The organism is Paraburkholderia sp. 40 (assembly GCF_050434105.1).
GTDB lineage: Bacteria > Pseudomonadota > Gammaproteobacteria > Burkholderiales > Burkholderiaceae > Paraburkholderia > Paraburkholderia tuberum.
Genome location: NZ_JBNPVY010000004.1, coordinates 522,230 through 540,169, shown reverse-complemented (window position 1 = coordinate 540,169; position 17,940 = coordinate 522,230). Strand labels below are relative to the sequence as shown.

Sequence of the window (17,940 nt, the reverse complement as noted above, 5' to 3'; positions counted from 1 at the left end):
ATGTCCATGTCGCAAATCAGCCTGTCGGCGTTGCTCGAATTCATCGGCCACGATCTGTCGCCGGTGCGCGCGGTCATCCTGTTCTTCGTGATCGGCTACGTCGTGGTCGGACTGCCTGTGCATTTTCGCCAGGGCGCGGCCTCGCGCGACATCTGGGGCACGGCCGCCGGCGTAACGATGGCCGCGATCTACGCGGCGTTCATTGCCGGCGTGTACCCGTGGCTGCATCACGTGTCGGTGATCGCGCGTTGAGCGTCGGCCGCCGTCAGGTCGGGGCGAGACCTTCCCATAGCGGTTCACGCAATTCGCCTCGCGGCTGCCAGCGCCGCATCGACGTTCGATACAACGGTCGGCGCACCTGTGCCGAACTCGCGGTGCTGACACGCCGCATCGTCTCGCGAAATGCGAGGCAACGTTCGTCCCACTCGAGCCCGCAATGCGCGAGCATGCGACGCACGTTCGCCTCGCAAGCGTCGACCAGCTCCTCGTGCTCGATCTCGATCATCACGCCCGCGGGTAGAACGCGCCGCCAGCGCGTTATCAACTCATCGTACGCGCGCTGACAGCGGCCCAGCTCGCCGAGGTGGCAGCCGAACGACACGTCGTAAAAATGCGCGAGAAAATCGATCGACAGGTCTGTAATGGCGGCCGGCGGCCAAGATTGATGCGCGCGTTGGGCAGCGCGAGATGAATGAGGCCGACGTTGATGAAGTTGAACGGGTATTTGTCGGCAAAGCGCGCGAGTGGTCCAAGCGATTCCGGCTCGTTGTCGCGCATGCCCTGGCGATACAGCACGTTGCCTTTGAGCAGATGATCGAACGGGGCGGGCAAGCGAATCGCTTCCGACTTAAACGACGAATCGTCCGATGGAAGTTAGCAGCCACGCCCTTCAGTAACGTATCAGATCGTTAACGAAGTGTTACCGCAACGCCGCTCGGTAATACGCGAGAAGATTGGCGAAACGGTCGAGCGTCGCGGCAACGGCTCACGTGGTCGAAGCCCCGAGCGCGCACCGCCGCACTGGCGCCGGTAACGCTCGGACACAAACGCGGCTGAACTCCGTTGCGCGCGGTTTTTCTGAGGTTTACGTGAAGGAGAAAATCGTGACCAGGCTCATTGCATCGATGACGCTGATAGCGGCCGCGGCAGCGAGCATCACTGGATGCGTCGTCGCGCCGCCAGCGGACTACGGCTATGCGCAACCCTACTATCCCTACGCGTATGGACCGCCTTACTACGGACCGGCGTACGGCTCGGTTGGTATCTATGGCGGTTTCGGAGGGTCGTGCTGTTATTACGGACATGGGTATTGGCACGGGCGCGGTGGATGGCATGGCGGTGGCGGGCACGGCGGGCACGGCGGATGGCATGGCGGCGACGGCGGATGGCACGGTGGCGGATACGGCGGCATGCACGGCGGCGGCAGCTCGTGGAGCAGTGGTGGCGGGATGGGGGGACATGGACATTAAGGCATGGACGCATTGACGAACCGGTGCCCGCCTCTGTCGCGACAGTGATATGGCTCCAGCGCGCCCGGCGGTTTCTGGCCTTGCGGTAAAATTATCGTTTTGATTCAAGCCGCTTGGCCGCTCCATGTCTTTACCTCGCACTCCCAGGCCCCGCCGCGTGTCCGTCGCCCCGATGATGGATTGGACGGATCGTCATTGCCGCTCGCTGCATCGAATGATTTCGCGCCATACCTGGCTTTACACGGAAATGGTGACGACCGGCGCGCTGCTGCACGGCGACGTGCCGCGTCATCTCGCATTCACACCCGACGAAGCGCCAGTCGCGCTGCAACTCGGCGGCAGCGAGCCCGACGATCTCGCGCGTTCGGCCAAGCTCGGCGAGCAATGGGGCTATGACGAAATCAACCTGAATTGCGGCTGCCCATCCGAGCGCGTGCAACGCGGCGCGTTCGGCGCATGCCTGATGAACGAGCCGCAACTCGTCGCCGATTGCGTGAAGGCGATGCGCGACGTCGTATCGGTGCCAGTCACGGTCAAGCACCGCATCGGCGTCGATACGGTCGAGGAATACGGCTTCGTCCGCGATTTTGTCGGCACGATCGCGCAAGCCGGCTGTGAGGTCTTTATCGTTCATGCGCGCAACGCGATCCTGAAGGGCCTGAGCCCGAAGGAAAACCGCGAGATTCCGCCGCTCAAGTACGACTACGCGTATCAGTTGAAGCGCGATTTTCCGCAACTGGAAATCATCATCAATGGCGGTATCAAGACGCTCGACGAAGTCGACGCGCATCTTCAGCACGTTGACGGCGTGATGCTCGGGCGCGAGGCGTATCACAATCCCTACCTGCTCGCCGATGTCGACGCGCGCTTCTACGGCTCTGTGCAGGCGCCGCTGACGCGCGAGCAGGTCGAAGCGAAACTGATCGAGTATTGCGCGACCGAAATGGCACGCGGCACCTATCTCGGCGCGATCACGCGCCATGCGCTTGGGCTGTATCGCGGCGAAGCGGGTGCGCGTGGTTGGCGTCGAGTTTTGTCCGACAGCAAGCGACTTGCGGCCCGTGATCTGACCATCTTCGACGAAGCAAGACAGCATCTGCGCGAGCCCATCGAAATTTTTGAATAAAGGACTAGGCAAACCACAATCTAGTGCCTATAATCTCGTTTCTTCGTCGGCGAGACAGGTTTTTAGAGCAAGTCAAGCGGATGTTAGTGGTGGCTGTAGCTCAGTTGGTAGAGTCCAGGATTGTGATTCCTGTCGTCGTGGGTTCGAGTCCCATCAGCCACCCCAATAAAATCAAGCACTTAGCCCGGTCACTGCGACCGGGCTTTTTGCTTTCTGGATTCCGTGTAACCGCCATGTAACCGGATTCGGTCAACGCGAGTCGGCACGACCTCTCTGCCCGAAAGGTGCACCGCCGCCCTAACCTCACTCAGTGAGGTCCGAAAAAATTGCATACGTGAACATGAGTCGCCCGGCCGTGGGGCGCTCGCGTTCGTCAATCGTGAACCCCATTCCGTTCCCTTTCCCACTGTCGGTACGCGCGCATCGTTTGCCGCGCGCGCCATGCCTTGTCGGCCCAAAGTGGCGCCGCCCAACCCGCGAGCGACGCCGCCCATAGCCCGACGAACGCGTGCCAGTCGCCGACATAGGCGGCGAATCCTGCAAAGAGCACGACCAGTACGGCCAAGCCGAGCAAATACGCTTTCGCGTCGCCGTACTCGCGCGCGAGGCGCTCGGCGGCGAGCGTTTCTTCAAACGTCGGATTTTTCACCATATCGCCCCCTGTTTCGCTGGTTCATAAAGGTTTCAAACTCCCGCGCCATCTGCATGCACTCCTCGGCGGCCTCGGCGAGCATTTTCTCCAGTGCCGGCCGGTCTTTCGTGCGCCATTCGTGCGAGTGCCGGATAAGCATGCTCACGACGCACCAGGTCGTGAAACAGTTCGCGCTGATCCCCCAGGGCAATTCATCCACAACCACGCCCCCGAGGTCTATGTCGCGGCCCGCGCCTCGATCACGGCCTTGGCAAACCTCTTTCAATAGGTCGAGCCGCTAGTCGACCTCGTGGGGGTCAAGGTGTGAAGTGTCCGCCCCGCGCTCGGCTGTTCGCCGCTCGCCACCATCAATTGTCACGATAAAAAATGGTGCCTCGCCAAAGCGCCGACTATGAACGGGAGCGAGATGCCAACCAAGTATCTGAACCAATCCGACCGCAAGCGACGCAGCGTGCGCAAGAAGTACACAAACGCGATTATTGACGCGGCGACGAGCGCCATTTGGACGAACAGCAGTATTTCGCGGGCGTTGCCGATTAATGCGCCGGGGCCCAAATCGCCGATGCTCCAAAACACAAACGCGCAGAATGCCGCGACGAGCATGCCAATAGCGGCGTCTTTCGTTTCCTGTTTCTTCTTCTCTTCCGGAGTTAGGCAACTTTTCAGGGGTTCCATGTTCGCTCGTCGATTCAAGGTAGGTGGCAAATCGCGCGCCATGTGCTCTGCGCGCGCCTTCTCCCGACGATACACACCTGTTGTCCGGCCCGCTTGACCGTTCGCCAGCGTTGAGAGCGCCAGCGTACATGCGCACCAGTCGCGCGGCATCGAAACTCCGCAGGGCGAACAATTTGAACTGTCGCAAATTGGAATGGACGGGGGACCGTAAAGCATTCCGCGCCGCCGGCGCTGACGCACACCGCCGAACTTCCGGCGCCGACGAGTTACTATTGGAATTGATGCCGCCAGCAAACCCGTTGGCTGTTCCGAATCGCTATCCGACCGCCCAACCCGAACCCGTTTTCGCACTTACGAGCGCGCGCGTAGCTTGTTACTGTTGGTTTATTCGCTTTCGAGCTGACCGCTCCTCGTCGGTCCAGTACTCCGGCCGCTTTGCCGCCGCGCCCAATAGCAGCCGCTCCAGAGTCCGACCGCCGCATTCGCCCGGCCGCCGTTCGGCCGCGAGCAATGCCGCAAGGTCAGAACAGACCCAAAACGATAGGCGCTTGAATCCCGCCGCCCGAAGTCGGGTCTTGTGGCGCGCCAGCCGCGCGGCGTTTGTCGATGCCACAACCTACCCCGTTCGAAATGAGGAAAAAGCGCCCGCTAACGGGCCGCAGCAAAAAGGACGCAAAGGACACAAAGGACGCAATTGTGTCGCTTTTGTCCAGCCCATAGCAACGCCGAAAGGACACAAAGACGCAGCCGCCCTTTAGGGCGGCGTCTTTGTGTCTCGGCTTTGAGGTTCAAATTCCCCAAACCCACCCGTCGAACTCCGCGTAGTGCCCCGCCTCGATCAGTGAATCGAGCGCGCGCTTGGCGTACTGTCTGCGCCGCCGCTGCTCGCACGTCATATCACTGGCGATGGCTGTCACCGCCTCATCTTTCCGCACGCAGGGGCGGCCGGCCGGCGCTCCCGCTTCGCCGTGGTGTTCCGACGCGAGCAAAAGTCTGTCCATGGCCCCATGCACGACCTTTTGCGTCGCTCCCTTTGGCGCTTGCGGGCCGTCCTGTGCAGGGCCGTTATCGGGCTCGACTACGCACGACGTGACGGCCTCGCCGTCCTCACTTTCGCCAAGATCGACGAACTCAAGCCGGAACGGATTGCTCGCGCCGTCCGCATCATCTTTGCTCTTTGCTACGTACCATTCGCGGCGGTCGCCGTCCCGCTTCACTTCGATAGCCGCATCGAGCGCCGCAAACAGGCTGCTATGGCCGCGTAAGCCCTTCGCCGCATCTTTGCCGGTGTGATGCACGACCAGCACCACGCCGCCGTTTTCGCGCTGAATTTCCTTACACGCCTCGATCAGCGCGCCCATGTCCGCGCTCGCGTTTTCATCGGCGCCCGGCGCGGCCCGGTTCAATGTGTCGATTACGATCAAGCCGTCACGCAAGCCGGCCGCCGAAACGGCCGCGCACAGGGCGTCAACATCGGCCGCGCTGCGCAGGTCGAACGGCTGCGTAATGAACCCCATCTGCTCAGGCAGCGTGCGGCCGTGGTGCTTGCGCCATGCATTGACGCGCTTTCCCATACCGGCCGCACCTTCGAGGCACACATACAACACTGGCGCGGCGTCGACGCGCCGCCCGAACCAATCTTCGCCGCCCGCAATCGCCGCACACAGATCGAGCGCGAGAAACGACTTTCCCGAGCCCGAAGGGCCGTAGAGCGCAGCCAAGCCCGACGCCGGCAGCACGCCGCGCACAAGGCAGCGAAGCGGCGGCGCGTTTGCCAAGTCATCGGCCGACAGAACACGAAAGCGTGCTGCATCCGTTTCTTGAAAGTCTCGCGCTTTGGCCGGGTCATGCCAGCCGGCTTTCTGCGCTTCATGAAACAACGTCGCCGCCGTGATGCGAACCGCCTTATCGTCTTCGAACGAATCCCACGCTATCCGACAATCGTCTTCGCCCGTGTAGTTGGCGCCCGTTGCGCTCCACGCGTCGAACACTTCAAAGGGAACGCCGGCATCCTTTGCGGCCATGCCGAGCCGAATCCATCTGTCGCGGTCGCAGCCGGCATTGAGGAAGAACAGCGCAGAGCATGCGCGCGCCACTTCGTCCGGCAGCCGGTCAGAATCGGCCTTAGGGGCGCTTTTTGGCTCGGGGCGGCGTGCGTACACCCATTCCGGCAATACCGGTATCTCCGGCGCGTCAAAGAGGCTACAGCCCGGCATCCAACTATAGGGCATCCCATTCGGATGAATGCTCGGCGGCACCACGCCGTAGCCCTTATGCAGTAGGTCGACTCCCCGGGCCGCCTTGCCGGGCAAATGCGCGCCGACGGGCGTGCGGTAATAGCGATGCTCGCCGCCACCGCCCGACGTTACAACGACTGGCGAGTTCAACGGGCCGTACTCCGCTTCAAGCTCCGAAAGGGTGTCAAAGCCGTTTGCCTGACCTTCGTGCCGGTCGATATCGACGACGACAAGCCCGGACGGAGCGAAACTGATGCCGATGTTCGCGTCCGGCACGGCACCCCACCACCGTTTGATAATTTCGGGGTCGCACGTCGCATCGTTCTTGCCGTTCGGCACAAGCCGGCCAAGCGGCGCTTTGCCCTTCGGCTCTAACGGGAGCACGTGCATGCCTCGTGCGGCGTAGGCGAGCGCATGGTCGAGCATGGTTGCGGATTCGGGTTGCGGGCGCGCCGTCTCGCCACTATAGTTTGGATTACTAATCATTTTCGTTCCGATAGAGGAATGAACGCCCCGGCCTCGAACACCGGGGCTTTTTTTATTGGGTCAGCAGGACGGCGGAAAGAGCGGGCTGAACGGACGGTCCGAATAGGCGTAATGGCGGATCGTCGGATCGACAACGATGTTGAGTTGGCAGTGGAGATAGCCGGGCCGCTGGCGGCACTCATACCCGAGCATGAGCGCAGCGAGGATGAATGCACCGGTCGCGACGTACACAAAAGCCCCGCTTGCCTCCGTCCAGTTCTCGACGGCGTGCTTCAGGATGTACGAATGCGCTTCATCTTTGCCGTTGATCGTCTGTCGACGCTTGCCGAACGCGATCAGGAACAGCTCCGCCACCCGGACTTGTTCCATGTCGAAATCGCGATCGTAGGGCTCGCCGTCGACGTGCCAGCCGCCGACGGTCAGCTCAGGGAAATACTCCAAATAGAGTCCGGCGCGCTCTCGCACTTCGTCGAGCGCCATCGTGTCCGACGCGAGGGCACTGAAAAGTCGATCGGCCGCGCTCATTCTGCGATTCCGGTAAGCATCTCGACCGCATCGAGGGGCCAACAAAGGCGACGGTTCGGGAGCTTGACCGGGCGCACATTGAAATAGGCGCCGGTCTGGCTGTAGCGCTTGCGAATCGACTGCCCGCGAACGTTCAGCCGTTCGGCCAGTTCGTCGGTCGTGAGAAACCGGCGGCCGCTTTGTGTGGTTTGATTTTCCATTTTGTTTCCTCATTTATGAAGTGAGGAAACGATAAATTGATTAGTTACCCTATAGAGTTACCGGCGTCCACCAACGGCGTGCCTGATTATGCAAATCCCACCAAACATTTGATTTTAAAGGGTCTTTTCCCCAACCCCCTTGTCGCCATGCGTTACACGCGCTTTTGCGTCGCGCTGCCTTTGCGCGGCCACACTTACAAATTGTTTGGGCGACCATATGCGGTAGCCATTTTCAAAATTTTTCAGCGCGGGCCTGATGCGTATGGGGGAGCGCATAGGAGCCGCCCCCGTCAGCCCCCCGGGGCCGGGGGGTCTCGCGCCGCCCTGCCGCCGGCGACCGGGCCGCAAACGGCGCGGCTAAGGGTCTGATAGCAGCTATCCAACTTCTATCTTTCTCGTAGGCATCGAGCGCCGCTCATCGCGTGCCGCGATAGCCGCGAATACGTTCGTGGCGCTCAGACGTACGCGCGTCGCAAATTGCACAGCGCCACACCTATCCGATCGAAACAGCGCGCAACCCGGGCGCAGCAACGTCGGCCATAAAATCGATACCCGCCTGTTCAAGCATCCACCCTTCAATCTTGTCGTGCCACATGCGCAACAGGTCAATGGGTCGGCGGCGGTAATGCTTCTCCGCGATGGCGCTCGGCTTATGCCCCATGATTTGCGCGACAACGCCCGTAGGTGTTTCCGTCCATTCCGCGAGACTGGAAAACGAGCGGCGCAAGCCATGCAGCGTGACAGGGGGGACGCCCGCCGCTTGGCAGACGCGATGCAAAGCCCGGTTCGGAGCGGCCAGCCTTCCATCAGCGGCGTTGGGGCTTGAAAATACCCATGGTGACGGCTCCCACGCCTTGCCCTCGCTTTCAAGTTTCGCCATCTGCCGGACGTTGGGCGGCGTGTCGTTGCGCCGCTTCAACTCCGCCAGTAACGACGCAAGATAGGGCGTCAACGGAATCACCCGGCCAGTTTCGTTTTCCACCTTGTCGGCAATGTGCAGGCTGCGCCAGCGAAAATCCACATCGTCCCAGCGCAGGCCGGCCAGTTCTTCACGACGTGCGCCGGTCAGCAACAGGCCGATGAGATACGTCTCCATCGTCGGATTTGCAGTTTGCCGAACGGCTTGAAACCATGCCGTCAACTGCTCACGTTGGAGCGCGTCGGTCTTGGCGGTGCGTTTTGGCAGTGTGTCTTTTGAAATGCGCGTCGATACTGCCTGAGCGTCAACCAAACCGCGATACTCACGTTTCGATTCGCACCAGCCGGCAAAGATGCGCAGCAGATTAAACGCAAGACGTGCACGCGCCGGACGTTTCGCGGCTTCTTCTTCGAGCCATCGGGCGATATGCTCGCCGGTCAGGTCGGATAGGCGAAGCGGCATCAATTGGGCGAGCGGCCCCGGCTCGGTCAAACCCTTGCCACGCTTCTTCGGTTGCCCGCCGACGCTCGAAAGGTCTACATGGTCTCGGTGATGCAGTTCGCTCCACTTCGAACGGCGTTCGTCGAGATACTGCGCCCACGCATCAGCCAATGTCACGCCTTGGCGGCGCGTTTCGGCCTTGCGGGCCTCATGGGCGGCGCGTTGCTCGGCGGCTTCCTCGCGCGGGTCTTTACCAGCGTCGACAAGGCGTTGCAGGCGGCGCGCTTCGTCGCGGGCGTCGTCAATCTTCCAGTCCTTCGGCGAGCCAATCGTGACCCGCACCGTGCCACCGTTCAACTTGCCTTGCCATATGTAGGTGCGCGCGCCGGCCGCCGTCGCACGCACGCCCAAGCCGGACGCGCCGTTATCCCATATGAACGATTGGGCTTTGCCCTCGGGGCAGGAATAACCGTTGACCCGAGCCGCCGTGAAATTGACCTTCGCCACCGTTGCCATCCCTGAAAACCGGGTTACACGATCTCATGTAACCGCCATGTAACCCGATTATGGGGTCAGCAATCAACGCTAGTCAATAGGATAATGTAACCATAAGTCCATGCATCGCCCAATGGGCAACGGTTTAAGGTGTTTTCGTGAATTTAAGTCAACGCCGGGAAATGCCGTCCGAACAGGATTGTGATTCCTGTCGTCGTGGGTTCGAGTCCCATCAGCCACCCCAGAGAATTCAAGCAAACGGCGTTGTGAGCAATCACAACGCCGTTTTTGTTTTGCTGACGGCCTTCTGCATTTTCCACGATGTCTGTGCGGTTTTCCGCCCCGCAATCACCCCTTCCCGCCTTCTCCCGCCTCTCAAAAACTGCTTGGCCAACAGGGCCAGTTCACCGGTCCGCCTTGCGGCGCGTACGTCTGAACGATTGTTTCTTCGTCGGAAATAGTAAATTCAGATTATCGGCACAAATTTTCAATAGTAGGGGTATACACTGGCTTCCATCGACGTTGCAGACACCTGGTTCACTGGCTCCTGCAACATCTTCCTGAAATGCAGTCGAAACGTTATCGGAGTCCTACCATGAAGACCAAGTTTATCGCCGCCCTGCTGGTTGCCGCTTCCGCCTCGATCGCCGCTCCCGCTTTCGCCAGCGGCTATGGTCCGGCACCGTACTACCGTCCGTCGGTTGGCGCGCCGGCTTCGCAACAAGGCCAGAACGCGCAGACCGTCGCTGCTGAACGCGCCAACGCGCAATCGAATGCATACGGTGGCGTGAATAGCGTGTCGACGCAATCGGGCACGCGCAGCGAACCCACGTCGGGTCCGCAATCGGTGTTCTTCGGCCACTAAGCCGCCAGCAGTGCCGTCAGATCCGCTGCCTCTGAAGGCAGCGATCAAACTGGGCGCCGCGCATGCAGTATCGATGCCGGCGCCCAGTTGCATGTACGGCAGCCGTGGTACCCGGTAAGTTGCCCGGGTAGCGTGCGGTTTACAACCGTCGTCTCGTGCGCCTGCCGCTTCCTTGCCTCATCCGAACACGGCGTCCCCTTCCGTCGCGACGCGGCTATCCGCGTCTAACTCGCCAGCCCCGCATCGATCAACTCGCGCGCCGCGCGAAAAGCCGCTTCGGCGGCCGCATGCTCGGTGGACCACAAGCTATCGATATGCACGAGCTGCCAGTCGACCACCGTCGAATCGTCGCGCAGCACCCGGAAATGCGCCTTGACGCCAGTCAGCACCTGTTCGACCGCCACCTCGATGTCGTAGTCGCCATAGCGCGCCTGATAGTCGCCCATGTCGACGCCCTTCGGCTCCATGCTTGTCTCCGTGGTTTCGCTAATTGCGGGTAGGCGGACGCGCGCGTCCGCCGGCGTCGCGCTGGCCAATCACCTGCTCGCGACTCACCCGCGACGCGCCGCCTCGCTCTACACACCGGCCGTGCGGCCGGCCGCCGATCAGCGGATCAGTTGCAATCGCCGGAAAGATACTGCCGGCCGTTGCAGTTGATTTCGACCCCACCGCTGCCCGCTTCGGCAACCAGGTCGCATGCCAGCAACTCCGCCGCAACGGACTGCGCGACTTCGGGCGCCGTCTGTCCGACGCCGACGTCGTTCAGACGCCGCAACGCTTCGACCGCTTCAGGACTCAAGGACTTCGACATGGCCGTCTCCGTCGGAATGCTCAATTCATCGTAGCAAGTTTCATCGGCGGATGCAGGTGTGCGCGCCTGACGAGCCCGCTCCCCGGAGCGTCGAGCCTGGCAATTGGCGTCTGAAACCGGCGTGACCGTTAGGAGCACGCCTCAACGCGCCAGCAGCGGCCCCGGAACGCGGCCTGCTACTAGCTAATCGTGCACACAGCCGCGTGTCTGCAGACGGCGCGCGACATCGAAGGAGAACGACATGAAGCGAGGCAATTGGGCCACGTTGACGGCCACCGCCGCCGCGCTGGCGGCGCTCTTCGCGAGCGGCGCGAGCGCCGTCGCGCAGACCGCGCCCAGCGCGCCGCCGGACAGCCATGCGCCGATGGCCAAACCGCCCGAGGCGGCATCGGGCGCCGGCGGTTCGAGCAACCCGGACAACATGCCGATCAAGCGGCCGGCGAAGCCGACCAACGACCACATGTCGCACGAGCCGCCCGCAAGCGGCGCAAACGCGAAATAGCCGCTGCGCACGCCGCTCGCATTGGCGGAGCGTCATCAAAGCCGCGCGATCGACACCTCGGTCGACTTCACGAGCGCGACCACCTCCGAGCCGACTTTCAGTTCGAGTTCGTCGACCGAGCGCGTCGTGATCACCGACGTGACGATGCCGAACGGCGTCTCTACGTCGACCTCGGAAACCACCGAGCCGCGGATGATTTCCTTGACCTTGCCTTTGAACTGATTGCGCACGTTGATGGCGGAAATGCTCATTTCAGATAACTCCACAGAAGCAGTTGATAACGGATCGGATCGATTTGCCAGGAAAACTCAGACGGCCCAGCGCACTTCGGTCGGCCGCGTGAGACGACCGGGTTCGGGCAAGCCATACGGGTCGTAGGGCTGATACGCGCGATGCGCCAGCGTGTCGTCGTTCGGCGCGTTTTTCAGCACGCGTTGCAGCACGTGGTCTTCGAGTGCGGCGAAGCCCGCCGACGCCCGCGCGCGCGGACGTGCGAGCGCGACCGGCTGATCGAGCGCGATGCGCCCTTCCTCGATCAGCAGAATCCGGTCGCCGAGCGCGACGGCTTCGTGCACGTCGTGCGTGACGAGCAGCGCGGTGAAGCGATGCTCGCGCCACAGCCTTTCGATCAGCGTGTGCATTTCGATGCGCGTCAACGCATCGAGCGCGCCGAGCGGCTCGTCGAGCAGCAGCAATTGCGGACGATGCACGAGCGCCCGCGCGAGCGCGACGCGCTGCCGCTGACCGCCCGATAGTTGCGCGGGCCAGTCGTTCGCGCGTTCGAGCAGGCCGACTTCGGCGAGCACCGCGCGCGCATCGTCGCGCGCGCCGCGGCCGAGGCCGAGCATCACGTTTTGCAGCACGCTTTTCCACGGCAGCAGACGCGCATCCTGAAACATGATGCGGGTGTCGAGCGGACCGCCGTTCCCGGCGCGCTTTTCGAGCACACCCGAGCTGGCTTCCTCGAGACCCGCGACGAGCCGCAGCAAGGTCGACTTGCCGCAACCGCTGCGGCCGACGATCGCGACGAAGCTGCCCCGCTCGATCGACAGATCGAAGCCCGACAGCACCTCGCGCTCGCCATAGCGCTTGCCGACGCCGCGCAATTGCACCGCGTAGTCGCTCGCGGGGCGCGCGTCGCTGCGGGCCAGCGCGGGAGCGGGTTGCAAGCCGGCTTGCGAGCCGTGATGAGTCCCGGCCGCCCCGTTCCGCTCAACCTCCGCAGCCTCGTTCGCGTCGTGATCCGCGAGCCGCGGCTGCGCGAGTTCGGTCTCGAGATCGCTGCCCGCGATGCCGCCGAACGTCGTCGATAGCGTCGTTGCGCTCATGCTTTTGCTCCTCGCTGATAGGCCGGATGCCAGCGCAGCGACACGCGCTCGAGGCTCTTCGCGAGCATGTCCGCGAGTTTGCCGAGCGCGGCGTACAGCAGAATGCCGACCACCACCACATCGGTTTGCAGGAATTCGCGCGCGTTCATCGTCATGTAGCCGATGCCCGATTGCGCGGAAATGGTCTCGGCGACGATCAGCGTGACCCACATCAGACCGAACGCGAAACGCACGCCGACCAGAATCGACGGCAGCGCACCCGGCAGAATCACGTGGCGGTACAGCGCGAAACCTTTGACGCCATAGCTGCGCGCCATCTCGATCAGGTTCGCGTCGACCGAACGGATGCCGTGAAACGTGTTCACATAGACCGGGAAGAACACGCCGAGCGCGACGAGGAACACCTTCGCTTGTTCCTCGATGCCGAACCACAGGATCACGAGCGGAATCATCGCGAGCGCGGGAATGTTGCGGATCATCTGTACGGTCGAATCGAGCACGATTTCCGCGGGTTTGAAGAGACCCGTCGCCAGTCCGAGCACGAAACCGATGCCGCCGCCGATCGCGAAGCCCGACACCGCGCGCCAGGTGCTGACCTTCACGTCGGCCCACATTTCGCCGGACTGGATCAGCGACCATGCGGCCTTCACGACCGCGAGCGGCTCGGGCAGCACGCGCGTCGACAGCGCACCGCTGCGCGCGGCGATTTCCCACGCGAGCAGGATCGCGATCGGCGCGAGCCACGGCAGCAGGTGCGCGCCGAAACGGCGCAGCGCGGCAGCGCGCGTCGTGGACGCGGGCTGCGGGGTTGCCGCCTTTCCCGCGCTCAAAGTGGTATCACTCATGTTGGCTTTTCTCCTTGCCTGTCGATCGTCGTGCGCGTGTCGCGCAAGCCGCGCGACCCACGCTATGGGCGCGCTCAACTCGCGCTCGCCGCCTTCGGCAGATAGCTGGTGCCGACGATTTCGCCGAACGGCCCCGACAACGGCCCGTTGGCAACCTTGCTGAAGCGTTGCGGCAGCAGCGGAAACACGAGTTCGGCGAAACGGTAGGATTCCTCGAGATGCGGATAGCCCGACAGGATGAACGTCTCGATGCCGAGCGCCGCGTACTCCTTCATACGCGCGGCCACCTGCTCCGGACTGCCGACTAGCGCGGTGCCCGCGCCGCCGCGCACGAGCCCCACGCCCGCCCACAGGTTCGGATAGATCTCGAGCTGCTCGCGCCCGCCGCGCTTGCCGCCGTGCAGCGCGGCCATACGGCGCTGCCCTTCCGAATCCATCTTCGCGAACGACGCCTGCGCACGCGCGACCGTGTCGTCGTCGAGCTTGCTGATCAGTTTGTCGGCCGCGGCCCACGCTTCCTCCTCGGTCTCGCGCACGATCACGTGCAGACGGATGCCGAAGCGGATCCGCCGGCCGCGCGCCGCGGCGCGTGCGCGAGTGTCGGCGATCTTCTTCGCGACCGCTTCGGGCGGCTCACCCCACGTCAGATAGGTGTCGATGTGCTCGGCCGCGATATCGTGCGCGGCCGCCGACGAGCCGCCGAACCACAGCGGCGGATGCGGGTTTTGCACCGGCGGATATAGCGCCTTGCCGCCCTTCGACCGCAAATGCTTGCCGTCGAAATCGATCGCTACGTTGCTGTGCGACGCGGCGAGCAGCTTGCGCCAGATATGCAGGAATTCGTCGGTGATTTCGTAGCGCGTGTCGTGATCGACGAACACGCCGTCGCCGGCCAGTTCGGCCGCGTCGCCGCCCGTCACCACGTTGATCAACAGACGCCCGTTCGACAGCCGGTCGAACGTCGCCGCCATACGCGCGGCGAGTCCCGGCGACGACAGCCCCGGGCGAATCGCGACGAGGAACTTCAGCCGCTGCGTCACGGGAATCAGGCTCGACGCGACGACCCAGGCGTCCTCGCACGAGCGGCCGGTCGGCAGCAGCACGCCCTCGTAGCCGAGCGTGTCGGCGGCGACGGCGATCTGCCGGAAGTAGTCGTAGTCGGCTGCGCGTGCGCCTTGGGACGTACCGAGATAGCGGCTGTCGCCGTGAGTCGGAATGAACCAGAACACATTCATGTTGTTGCTCCTGCCTGTTCCTGACGTAATGAAAACGGTGAGCACGAGCGCTGGCCGCGCGCATCGAGCCGGCAACCGGCAAGGCGCTGCGACGCGTTGAAGGATTGAGAAACGGACGATGGACTCAGGCCATCGGCAACTGCGTCATATCGATGAAGGCTATGCGCCGGGCCGACGACACCGCGAACACGACCGCGCGCGGGCCCTGCGACAACGGAGATTCGGCGTGCGGCTCGACATTGCGACGGCTTTCCTCGACCAACGTGCGCGTGGTGCGCTCGATTTATCTGATGACGGCGACACCCGCGCCGTCTGCATGAGGAAACAGTCTATGGAGCGGTCCGCGGCTTTTGAACGATTTTTTTGAGCTTAGGATTTCCGCTTTCGTGATTAGCCCGGTGCTACCGCATGGGGTTGTTGCGCTTTATACACGCGGCCCCGGCCGCCCAACCCCGGTCGATATAATGGCGCTCGTTTCCAATCACCCGGTACAGGTCTTCCGATTCGCGTCGCCTGTACGTTGCCGGTGCAATGCATGCAAAAAATTATTCTGCCGTTCGTCGCCGGTTTTCTGGCTTCTTTGTTCTTTCGCGAATCGACGCTGGCGCTGATGCACGCTGCCGGCATGATCGACCCCAGCGGTTTTTCGACCGCGCCGTTTTTGCCGCTCGGCCTGCCTGAGTTCATCGCGAACGCAATCTGGAGCGCGTGCTGGGCCGTGCTGATGGCCTGGCTGCTGCGCGTCGCGCCACATCTGCGCGCGCCGTGGGTACCCGCGTTCGTGTTCGGCGGCATCGTGCTGACGGCGGCGAGCGTGTTCGTCGTCGATCCGCTGCGCGGCATCTGGCCGAGCGGCAACATGCTGCCGCGCCTCGCGGTGGGCTTCACGGCGAACGCGATGTGGGGCTGGGGTGCGCTCGTGTTCATGCGCGCGTTCATGGCGAGCGAGGCAGAGGAATAAGCGCGGCGAACATGAATTCGCGCAACGCGTAGATTCGCGCGGGCGGGTTCGCGAGGCCGCGCGTTCACCCGCGCAGAGCGCCCAGCGGGTGTTCGTTCGCCGGCCACGGGCTGTCGAACATCTGCTCCACATCGGCCCGGTTGACGTCCTCGATGCGCGCGAAACGCCAGCGCGGCGCGTTGTCCTTATCGATGATGCGTGCGCGAATGCCTTCCACCGTATCGCCGCGCAGAAAGCTCGAGCGCGTCAGATCGAGATCAGTGCGCAGCACGTCGGCCATCGACCCTTCCGCGCGCGTGACCACTTCGAGCGAGACCGCCATCGACAGCGGCGAGCGCTCGCGCAGCACCGCGATCGTCTGCTCGGCCCACTCCGCCGCGTCGCCACCGCGCTCGCGTTCCTGTTCGAGCGACTTGAGTATCCGCGCGACGTCGGGCAGCGCGAAATGCCGGTCGATCAACGTCCGCGCCTTTGCGAGCGCGCTCTCCTCGGGCCGCGGCGCGACCTGATACGCGAGCGTCTCGCGCTCGACGCACGCAACCGCATCAGCACCGCGCTCGAACGGTTCGCGGCCCAACGTATCGACGAGCGCGGGCAACGCCGCGTCGTCGATGTAGGCATCGGCGAGGCCCGCGTACAGCGCGTCGGCCGCGCCGATCGTCTCGCCGGTCACCGCCAGATAGCGGCCGATCGCGCCGGGCGTGCGCGCGAGAAACCAGCTCGCGCCGACATCCGGAAAGAGGCCGATACGGGTTTCGGGCATCGCCATCTTCGTCGATTGCGCGACGACGCGCAGGCCGCCGGTGCGATGTGCGCCCTGCGAAATGCCCATGCCGCCGCCCATCACGATGCCGTTCATCAACGCGATATACGGCTTCGGATACACGAAGATCGCGTGATTGAGCCGGTATTCCTCGCTGAAGAACGTATCGCGCGCCTCCTGGTCGCCGGTTTGCGCCGCTTCGTGCATGAAGCGGATGTCGCCGCCCGCGCAGAACGCGCGCTCGTGCCGGCTGCGCACGACGACGGCCAGCACCTCGGGGTCCTCGCGCCACTGGTCGAGCGCCGCGTGGATCGCGCGGATCATGCCGGTCGACAGCGCGTTCAGCGCTTTCGGCCGCTCCAGTTCGATGAGACCGATGCGGTTGGCTACGTGGGTCGCGATTTCGTCGCTAGTGGCGGGCGAGGCGGACGTGGACATGGAGAACTGGGCGCGGCGGCGCGGCGTGAGGTGGAACTGAACGTTATCACGGGCCTGCCGCTTTGCGTTTGGTGGGGAGCTCGGGGGCCGGGTCCGTGGAGCCGGCCGACTTGGCGTGGCGCCGCGCGAGGGTTTTCTTGCCGCAGACTGCGGCGCTGTTCGATGCGCCCGCCGCCACGGCCTGCGGCACACCGAGCCATGCGTCGAGCGTCACGGCGACGAGCGTCTCGAGCGGCGCGCTCGGAAACACCGGGCACGTGAGATTCAGCGCGACGATGCCATGCAGACTCGCCCACAACGCCTCGGCCCAGATGGCCGGCTCCATCGATGCGACCGACGCCGACAGACGCCCCGCTGCTCGCAACTCGTCGAGCGCGTCGATCATGATGTGCAGCGCGGCCTCGTCGGGGTCGTCGTCGGCAACGCCGCCGGCGGCGTCGCCCAGGGAGGCGGTCGAACCACCGGTCCCGGCGTTCGCGCTTGTGTCGCCCGTGTTGCCGTCGTGTTTGCCAGTGCCAACCCCGCCGCTGAGCGCCGCGCCGGTATAGCTCGGGTCCTCCATGAAAATCAGCCGGTACGTTTCAGGATGCTCGACGCCAAACGCCACGTACGCGCGCCCGAGCGCCTTCAGCCGTTCGGCGGGATCCGCGATCTGCACGAGTGGCACGAAGGTCGCGAGCAACTGCGCGTAGCCTTCGGCGCACAAGGCCCGCGCGATGTCGTCGCGACTCGCGAAATGCAGATACAACGTGGCGGGCGAATATTCGATCGCGTCAGCGATCTTGCGCATCGACAGCGCGGCAAAGCCCTCGCGCACGACGATGCGCCGCGCGGCATCGAGGATGCGTTCGCGCAGTGCCTGCTTCTGGCGGTTTTTTCGTTCGGCGATTCCCATGACTCGCAATTTTCAGATTGACAAACTGAAAAGTCAATTTAAACTGAACATCGTTTACTGAACAATGTTCAG

General features: G+C 63.4%; 24 protein-coding genes and 2 tRNA genes. 9 read left to right on the top strand and 17 right to left on the bottom strand.

Annotation, left to right across the window (positions count from 1 at the left end; all coding sequences use genetic code 11):
• The first annotated feature begins 6 nt into the window (after positions 1 to 6).
• The gene (locus OKW28_RS24225) at positions 7 to 252 is read left to right on the top strand and encodes a hypothetical protein (RefSeq protein WP_429454439.1); all 246 of its coding nucleotides are present in this window, start codon (positions 7 to 9) and stop codon (positions 250 to 252) included.
• 13 nt (positions 253 to 265) lie between these two features.
• Here OKW28_RS24225 and OKW28_RS24220 read toward each other — a convergent pair whose 3' ends face one another.
• Both OKW28_RS24220 and OKW28_RS24215 read right to left on the bottom strand, forming a co-directional pair.
• On the bottom strand, positions 266 to 601 hold the full coding sequence (locus OKW28_RS24220; protein ID WP_429449535.1) for a sulfotransferase: 336 nt from the start codon (positions 599 to 601) through the stop codon (positions 266 to 268).
• A complete protein-coding gene (locus OKW28_RS24215) occupies positions 541 to 831 on the bottom strand; it encodes a hypothetical protein (RefSeq protein WP_429449533.1) in 291 nt (96 codons plus the stop codon). The genes OKW28_RS24220 and OKW28_RS24215 overlap by 61 nt, the downstream gene beginning before the upstream one ends.
• 272 nt (positions 832 to 1,103) lie before the next feature.
• Here OKW28_RS24215 and OKW28_RS24210 point away from each other — a divergent pair, with 272 nt between their 5' ends.
• From OKW28_RS24210 to OKW28_RS24200, 3 genes are all read left to right on the top strand, one after another.
• Entirely contained in the window at positions 1,104 to 1,469 is a 366-nt protein-coding gene (locus OKW28_RS24210) for a hypothetical protein (RefSeq protein WP_429449531.1), read from the top strand.
• 124 nt (positions 1,470 to 1,593) lie between these two features.
• The gene (dusA, locus tag OKW28_RS24205) at positions 1,594 to 2,595 is read left to right on the top strand and encodes a tRNA dihydrouridine(20/20a) synthase DusA (protein WP_429449529.1); all 1,002 of its coding nucleotides are present in this window, start codon (positions 1,594 to 1,596) and stop codon (positions 2,593 to 2,595) included.
• 89 nt (positions 2,596 to 2,684) lie between these two features.
• A tRNA-His gene (locus tag OKW28_RS24200) sits at positions 2,685 to 2,760 on the top strand.
• 208 nt (positions 2,761 to 2,968) lie between these two features.
• Here OKW28_RS24200 and OKW28_RS24195 read toward each other — a convergent pair.
• The 7 genes from OKW28_RS24195 to OKW28_RS24165 form a co-directional block, all read right to left on the bottom strand.
• Complete coding sequence (locus OKW28_RS24195) at positions 2,969 to 3,247, bottom strand: hypothetical protein (protein ID WP_429449528.1); 279 nt, start codon at positions 3,245 to 3,247, stop codon at positions 2,969 to 2,971.
• Entirely contained in the window at positions 3,225 to 3,392 is a 168-nt protein-coding gene (locus OKW28_RS24190) for a hypothetical protein (protein WP_429449526.1), read from the bottom strand. Before OKW28_RS24190 ends, OKW28_RS24195 begins: the two co-directional genes overlap by 23 nt.
• Positions 3,393 to 3,601: 209 nt before the next feature.
• Positions 3,602 to 4,072 carry a hypothetical protein gene (locus tag OKW28_RS24185; RefSeq protein ID WP_429449525.1) on the bottom strand — a complete coding sequence of 157 codons (471 nt, stop codon included), beginning with the start codon at positions 4,070 to 4,072 and terminating at the stop codon, positions 3,602 to 3,604.
• A 638-nt stretch (positions 4,073 to 4,710) separates the two neighbouring features.
• A complete protein-coding gene (locus OKW28_RS24180; RefSeq protein ID WP_429449523.1) occupies positions 4,711 to 6,645 on the bottom strand; it encodes an AAA family ATPase in 1,935 nt (644 codons plus the stop codon).
• A gap of 60 nt (positions 6,646 to 6,705) precedes the next feature.
• Positions 6,706 to 7,170, bottom strand: a complete 465-nt coding sequence (locus tag OKW28_RS24175; RefSeq protein ID WP_429449521.1) for a hypothetical protein — start codon at positions 7,168 to 7,170, stop codon at positions 6,706 to 6,708.
• Positions 7,167 to 7,370 (bottom strand): DNA-binding protein, encoded by a 204-nt coding sequence (locus tag OKW28_RS24170; RefSeq protein ID WP_429449519.1) that lies wholly within the window; start codon positions 7,368 to 7,370, stop codon positions 7,167 to 7,169. The genes OKW28_RS24175 and OKW28_RS24170 overlap by 4 nt, the downstream gene beginning before the upstream one ends.
• Positions 7,371 to 7,863: 493 nt before the next feature.
• Positions 7,864 to 9,237 carry a tyrosine-type recombinase/integrase gene (locus OKW28_RS24165; protein ID WP_429449517.1) on the bottom strand — a complete coding sequence of 458 codons (1,374 nt, stop codon included), beginning with the start codon at positions 9,235 to 9,237 and terminating at the stop codon, positions 7,864 to 7,866.
• Between the two features lie 138 nt (positions 9,238 to 9,375).
• On the opposite strand from OKW28_RS24165, the gene OKW28_RS24160 reads away from it, so the two are divergent.
• Positions 9,376 to 9,469: transfer RNA gene (locus OKW28_RS24160), tRNA-Ser, on the top strand.
• 351 nt (positions 9,470 to 9,820) lie between these two features.
• Positions 9,821 to 10,090 (top strand): hypothetical protein, encoded by a 270-nt coding sequence (locus tag OKW28_RS24155; RefSeq protein ID WP_018418204.1) that lies wholly within the window; start codon positions 9,821 to 9,823, stop codon positions 10,088 to 10,090.
• Between the two features lie 224 nt (positions 10,091 to 10,314).
• On the opposite strand, the gene OKW28_RS24150 is transcribed toward OKW28_RS24155, so the two are convergent.
• Together OKW28_RS24150 and OKW28_RS24145 are read right to left on the bottom strand one after the other, a co-directional pair.
• On the bottom strand, positions 10,315 to 10,557 hold the full coding sequence (locus OKW28_RS24150; protein WP_018418205.1) for a DUF6566 family protein: 243 nt from the start codon (positions 10,555 to 10,557) through the stop codon (positions 10,315 to 10,317).
• Between the two features lie 146 nt (positions 10,558 to 10,703).
• Entirely contained in the window at positions 10,704 to 10,901 is a 198-nt protein-coding gene (locus OKW28_RS24145; RefSeq protein ID WP_013089281.1) for a hypothetical protein, read from the bottom strand.
• 241 nt (positions 10,902 to 11,142) lie between these two features.
• Between OKW28_RS24145 and OKW28_RS24140 the strand changes: the two genes are divergently transcribed.
• Positions 11,143 to 11,403, top strand: a complete 261-nt coding sequence (locus tag OKW28_RS24140; protein ID WP_429449515.1) for a hypothetical protein — start codon at positions 11,143 to 11,145, stop codon at positions 11,401 to 11,403.
• A 35-nt stretch (positions 11,404 to 11,438) separates the two neighbouring features.
• Here the strand turns inward: OKW28_RS24140 and OKW28_RS24135 are convergent, their stop codons facing one another.
• The 4 genes from OKW28_RS24135 to ssuD all read right to left on the bottom strand — a co-directional run bounded on the left by OKW28_RS24135 (position 11,439) and on the right by ssuD (position 14,811).
• Complete coding sequence (locus tag OKW28_RS24135) at positions 11,439 to 11,654, bottom strand: TOBE domain-containing protein (protein WP_008922916.1); 216 nt, start codon at positions 11,652 to 11,654, stop codon at positions 11,439 to 11,441.
• 57 nt (positions 11,655 to 11,711) lie between these two features.
• Positions 11,712 to 12,731, bottom strand: a complete 1,020-nt coding sequence (locus tag OKW28_RS24130) for an ATP-binding cassette domain-containing protein (protein ID WP_429449513.1) — start codon at positions 12,729 to 12,731, stop codon at positions 11,712 to 11,714.
• Positions 12,728 to 13,576, bottom strand: a complete 849-nt coding sequence (gene ssuC / locus OKW28_RS24125) for an aliphatic sulfonate ABC transporter permease SsuC (RefSeq protein WP_429449511.1) — start codon at positions 13,574 to 13,576, stop codon at positions 12,728 to 12,730. Before ssuC ends, OKW28_RS24130 begins: the two co-directional genes overlap by 4 nt.
• Before the next feature lie 74 nt (positions 13,577 to 13,650).
• The gene (gene ssuD / locus OKW28_RS24120) at positions 13,651 to 14,811 is read right to left on the bottom strand and encodes an FMNH2-dependent alkanesulfonate monooxygenase (protein ID WP_429449510.1); all 1,161 of its coding nucleotides are present in this window, start codon (positions 14,809 to 14,811) and stop codon (positions 13,651 to 13,653) included.
• 118 nt (positions 14,812 to 14,929) lie between these two features.
• Between ssuD and OKW28_RS24115 the strand changes: the two genes are divergently transcribed.
• Together OKW28_RS24115 and OKW28_RS24110 are read left to right on the top strand one after the other, a co-directional pair.
• Entirely contained in the window at positions 14,930 to 15,178 is a 249-nt protein-coding gene (locus tag OKW28_RS24115; RefSeq protein WP_429449508.1) for a hypothetical protein, read from the top strand.
• Between the two features lie 168 nt (positions 15,179 to 15,346).
• A complete protein-coding gene (locus OKW28_RS24110) occupies positions 15,347 to 15,772 on the top strand; it encodes a hypothetical protein (RefSeq protein WP_429449505.1) in 426 nt (141 codons plus the stop codon).
• 64 nt (positions 15,773 to 15,836) lie between these two features.
• Here the strand turns inward: OKW28_RS24110 and OKW28_RS24105 are convergent, their stop codons facing one another.
• Positions 15,837 to 16,973: an enoyl-CoA hydratase/isomerase family protein gene (locus OKW28_RS24105; protein ID WP_429449503.1), complete on the bottom strand. Its 1,137-nt coding sequence runs from the start codon at positions 16,971 to 16,973 to the stop codon at positions 15,837 to 15,839.
• 46 nt (positions 16,974 to 17,019) lie between these two features.
• Positions 17,020 to 17,868, bottom strand: a complete 849-nt coding sequence (locus tag OKW28_RS24100; RefSeq protein ID WP_429449502.1) for a TetR/AcrR family transcriptional regulator — start codon at positions 17,866 to 17,868, stop codon at positions 17,020 to 17,022.
• Positions 17,869 to 17,940 lie beyond the last annotated feature (72 nt).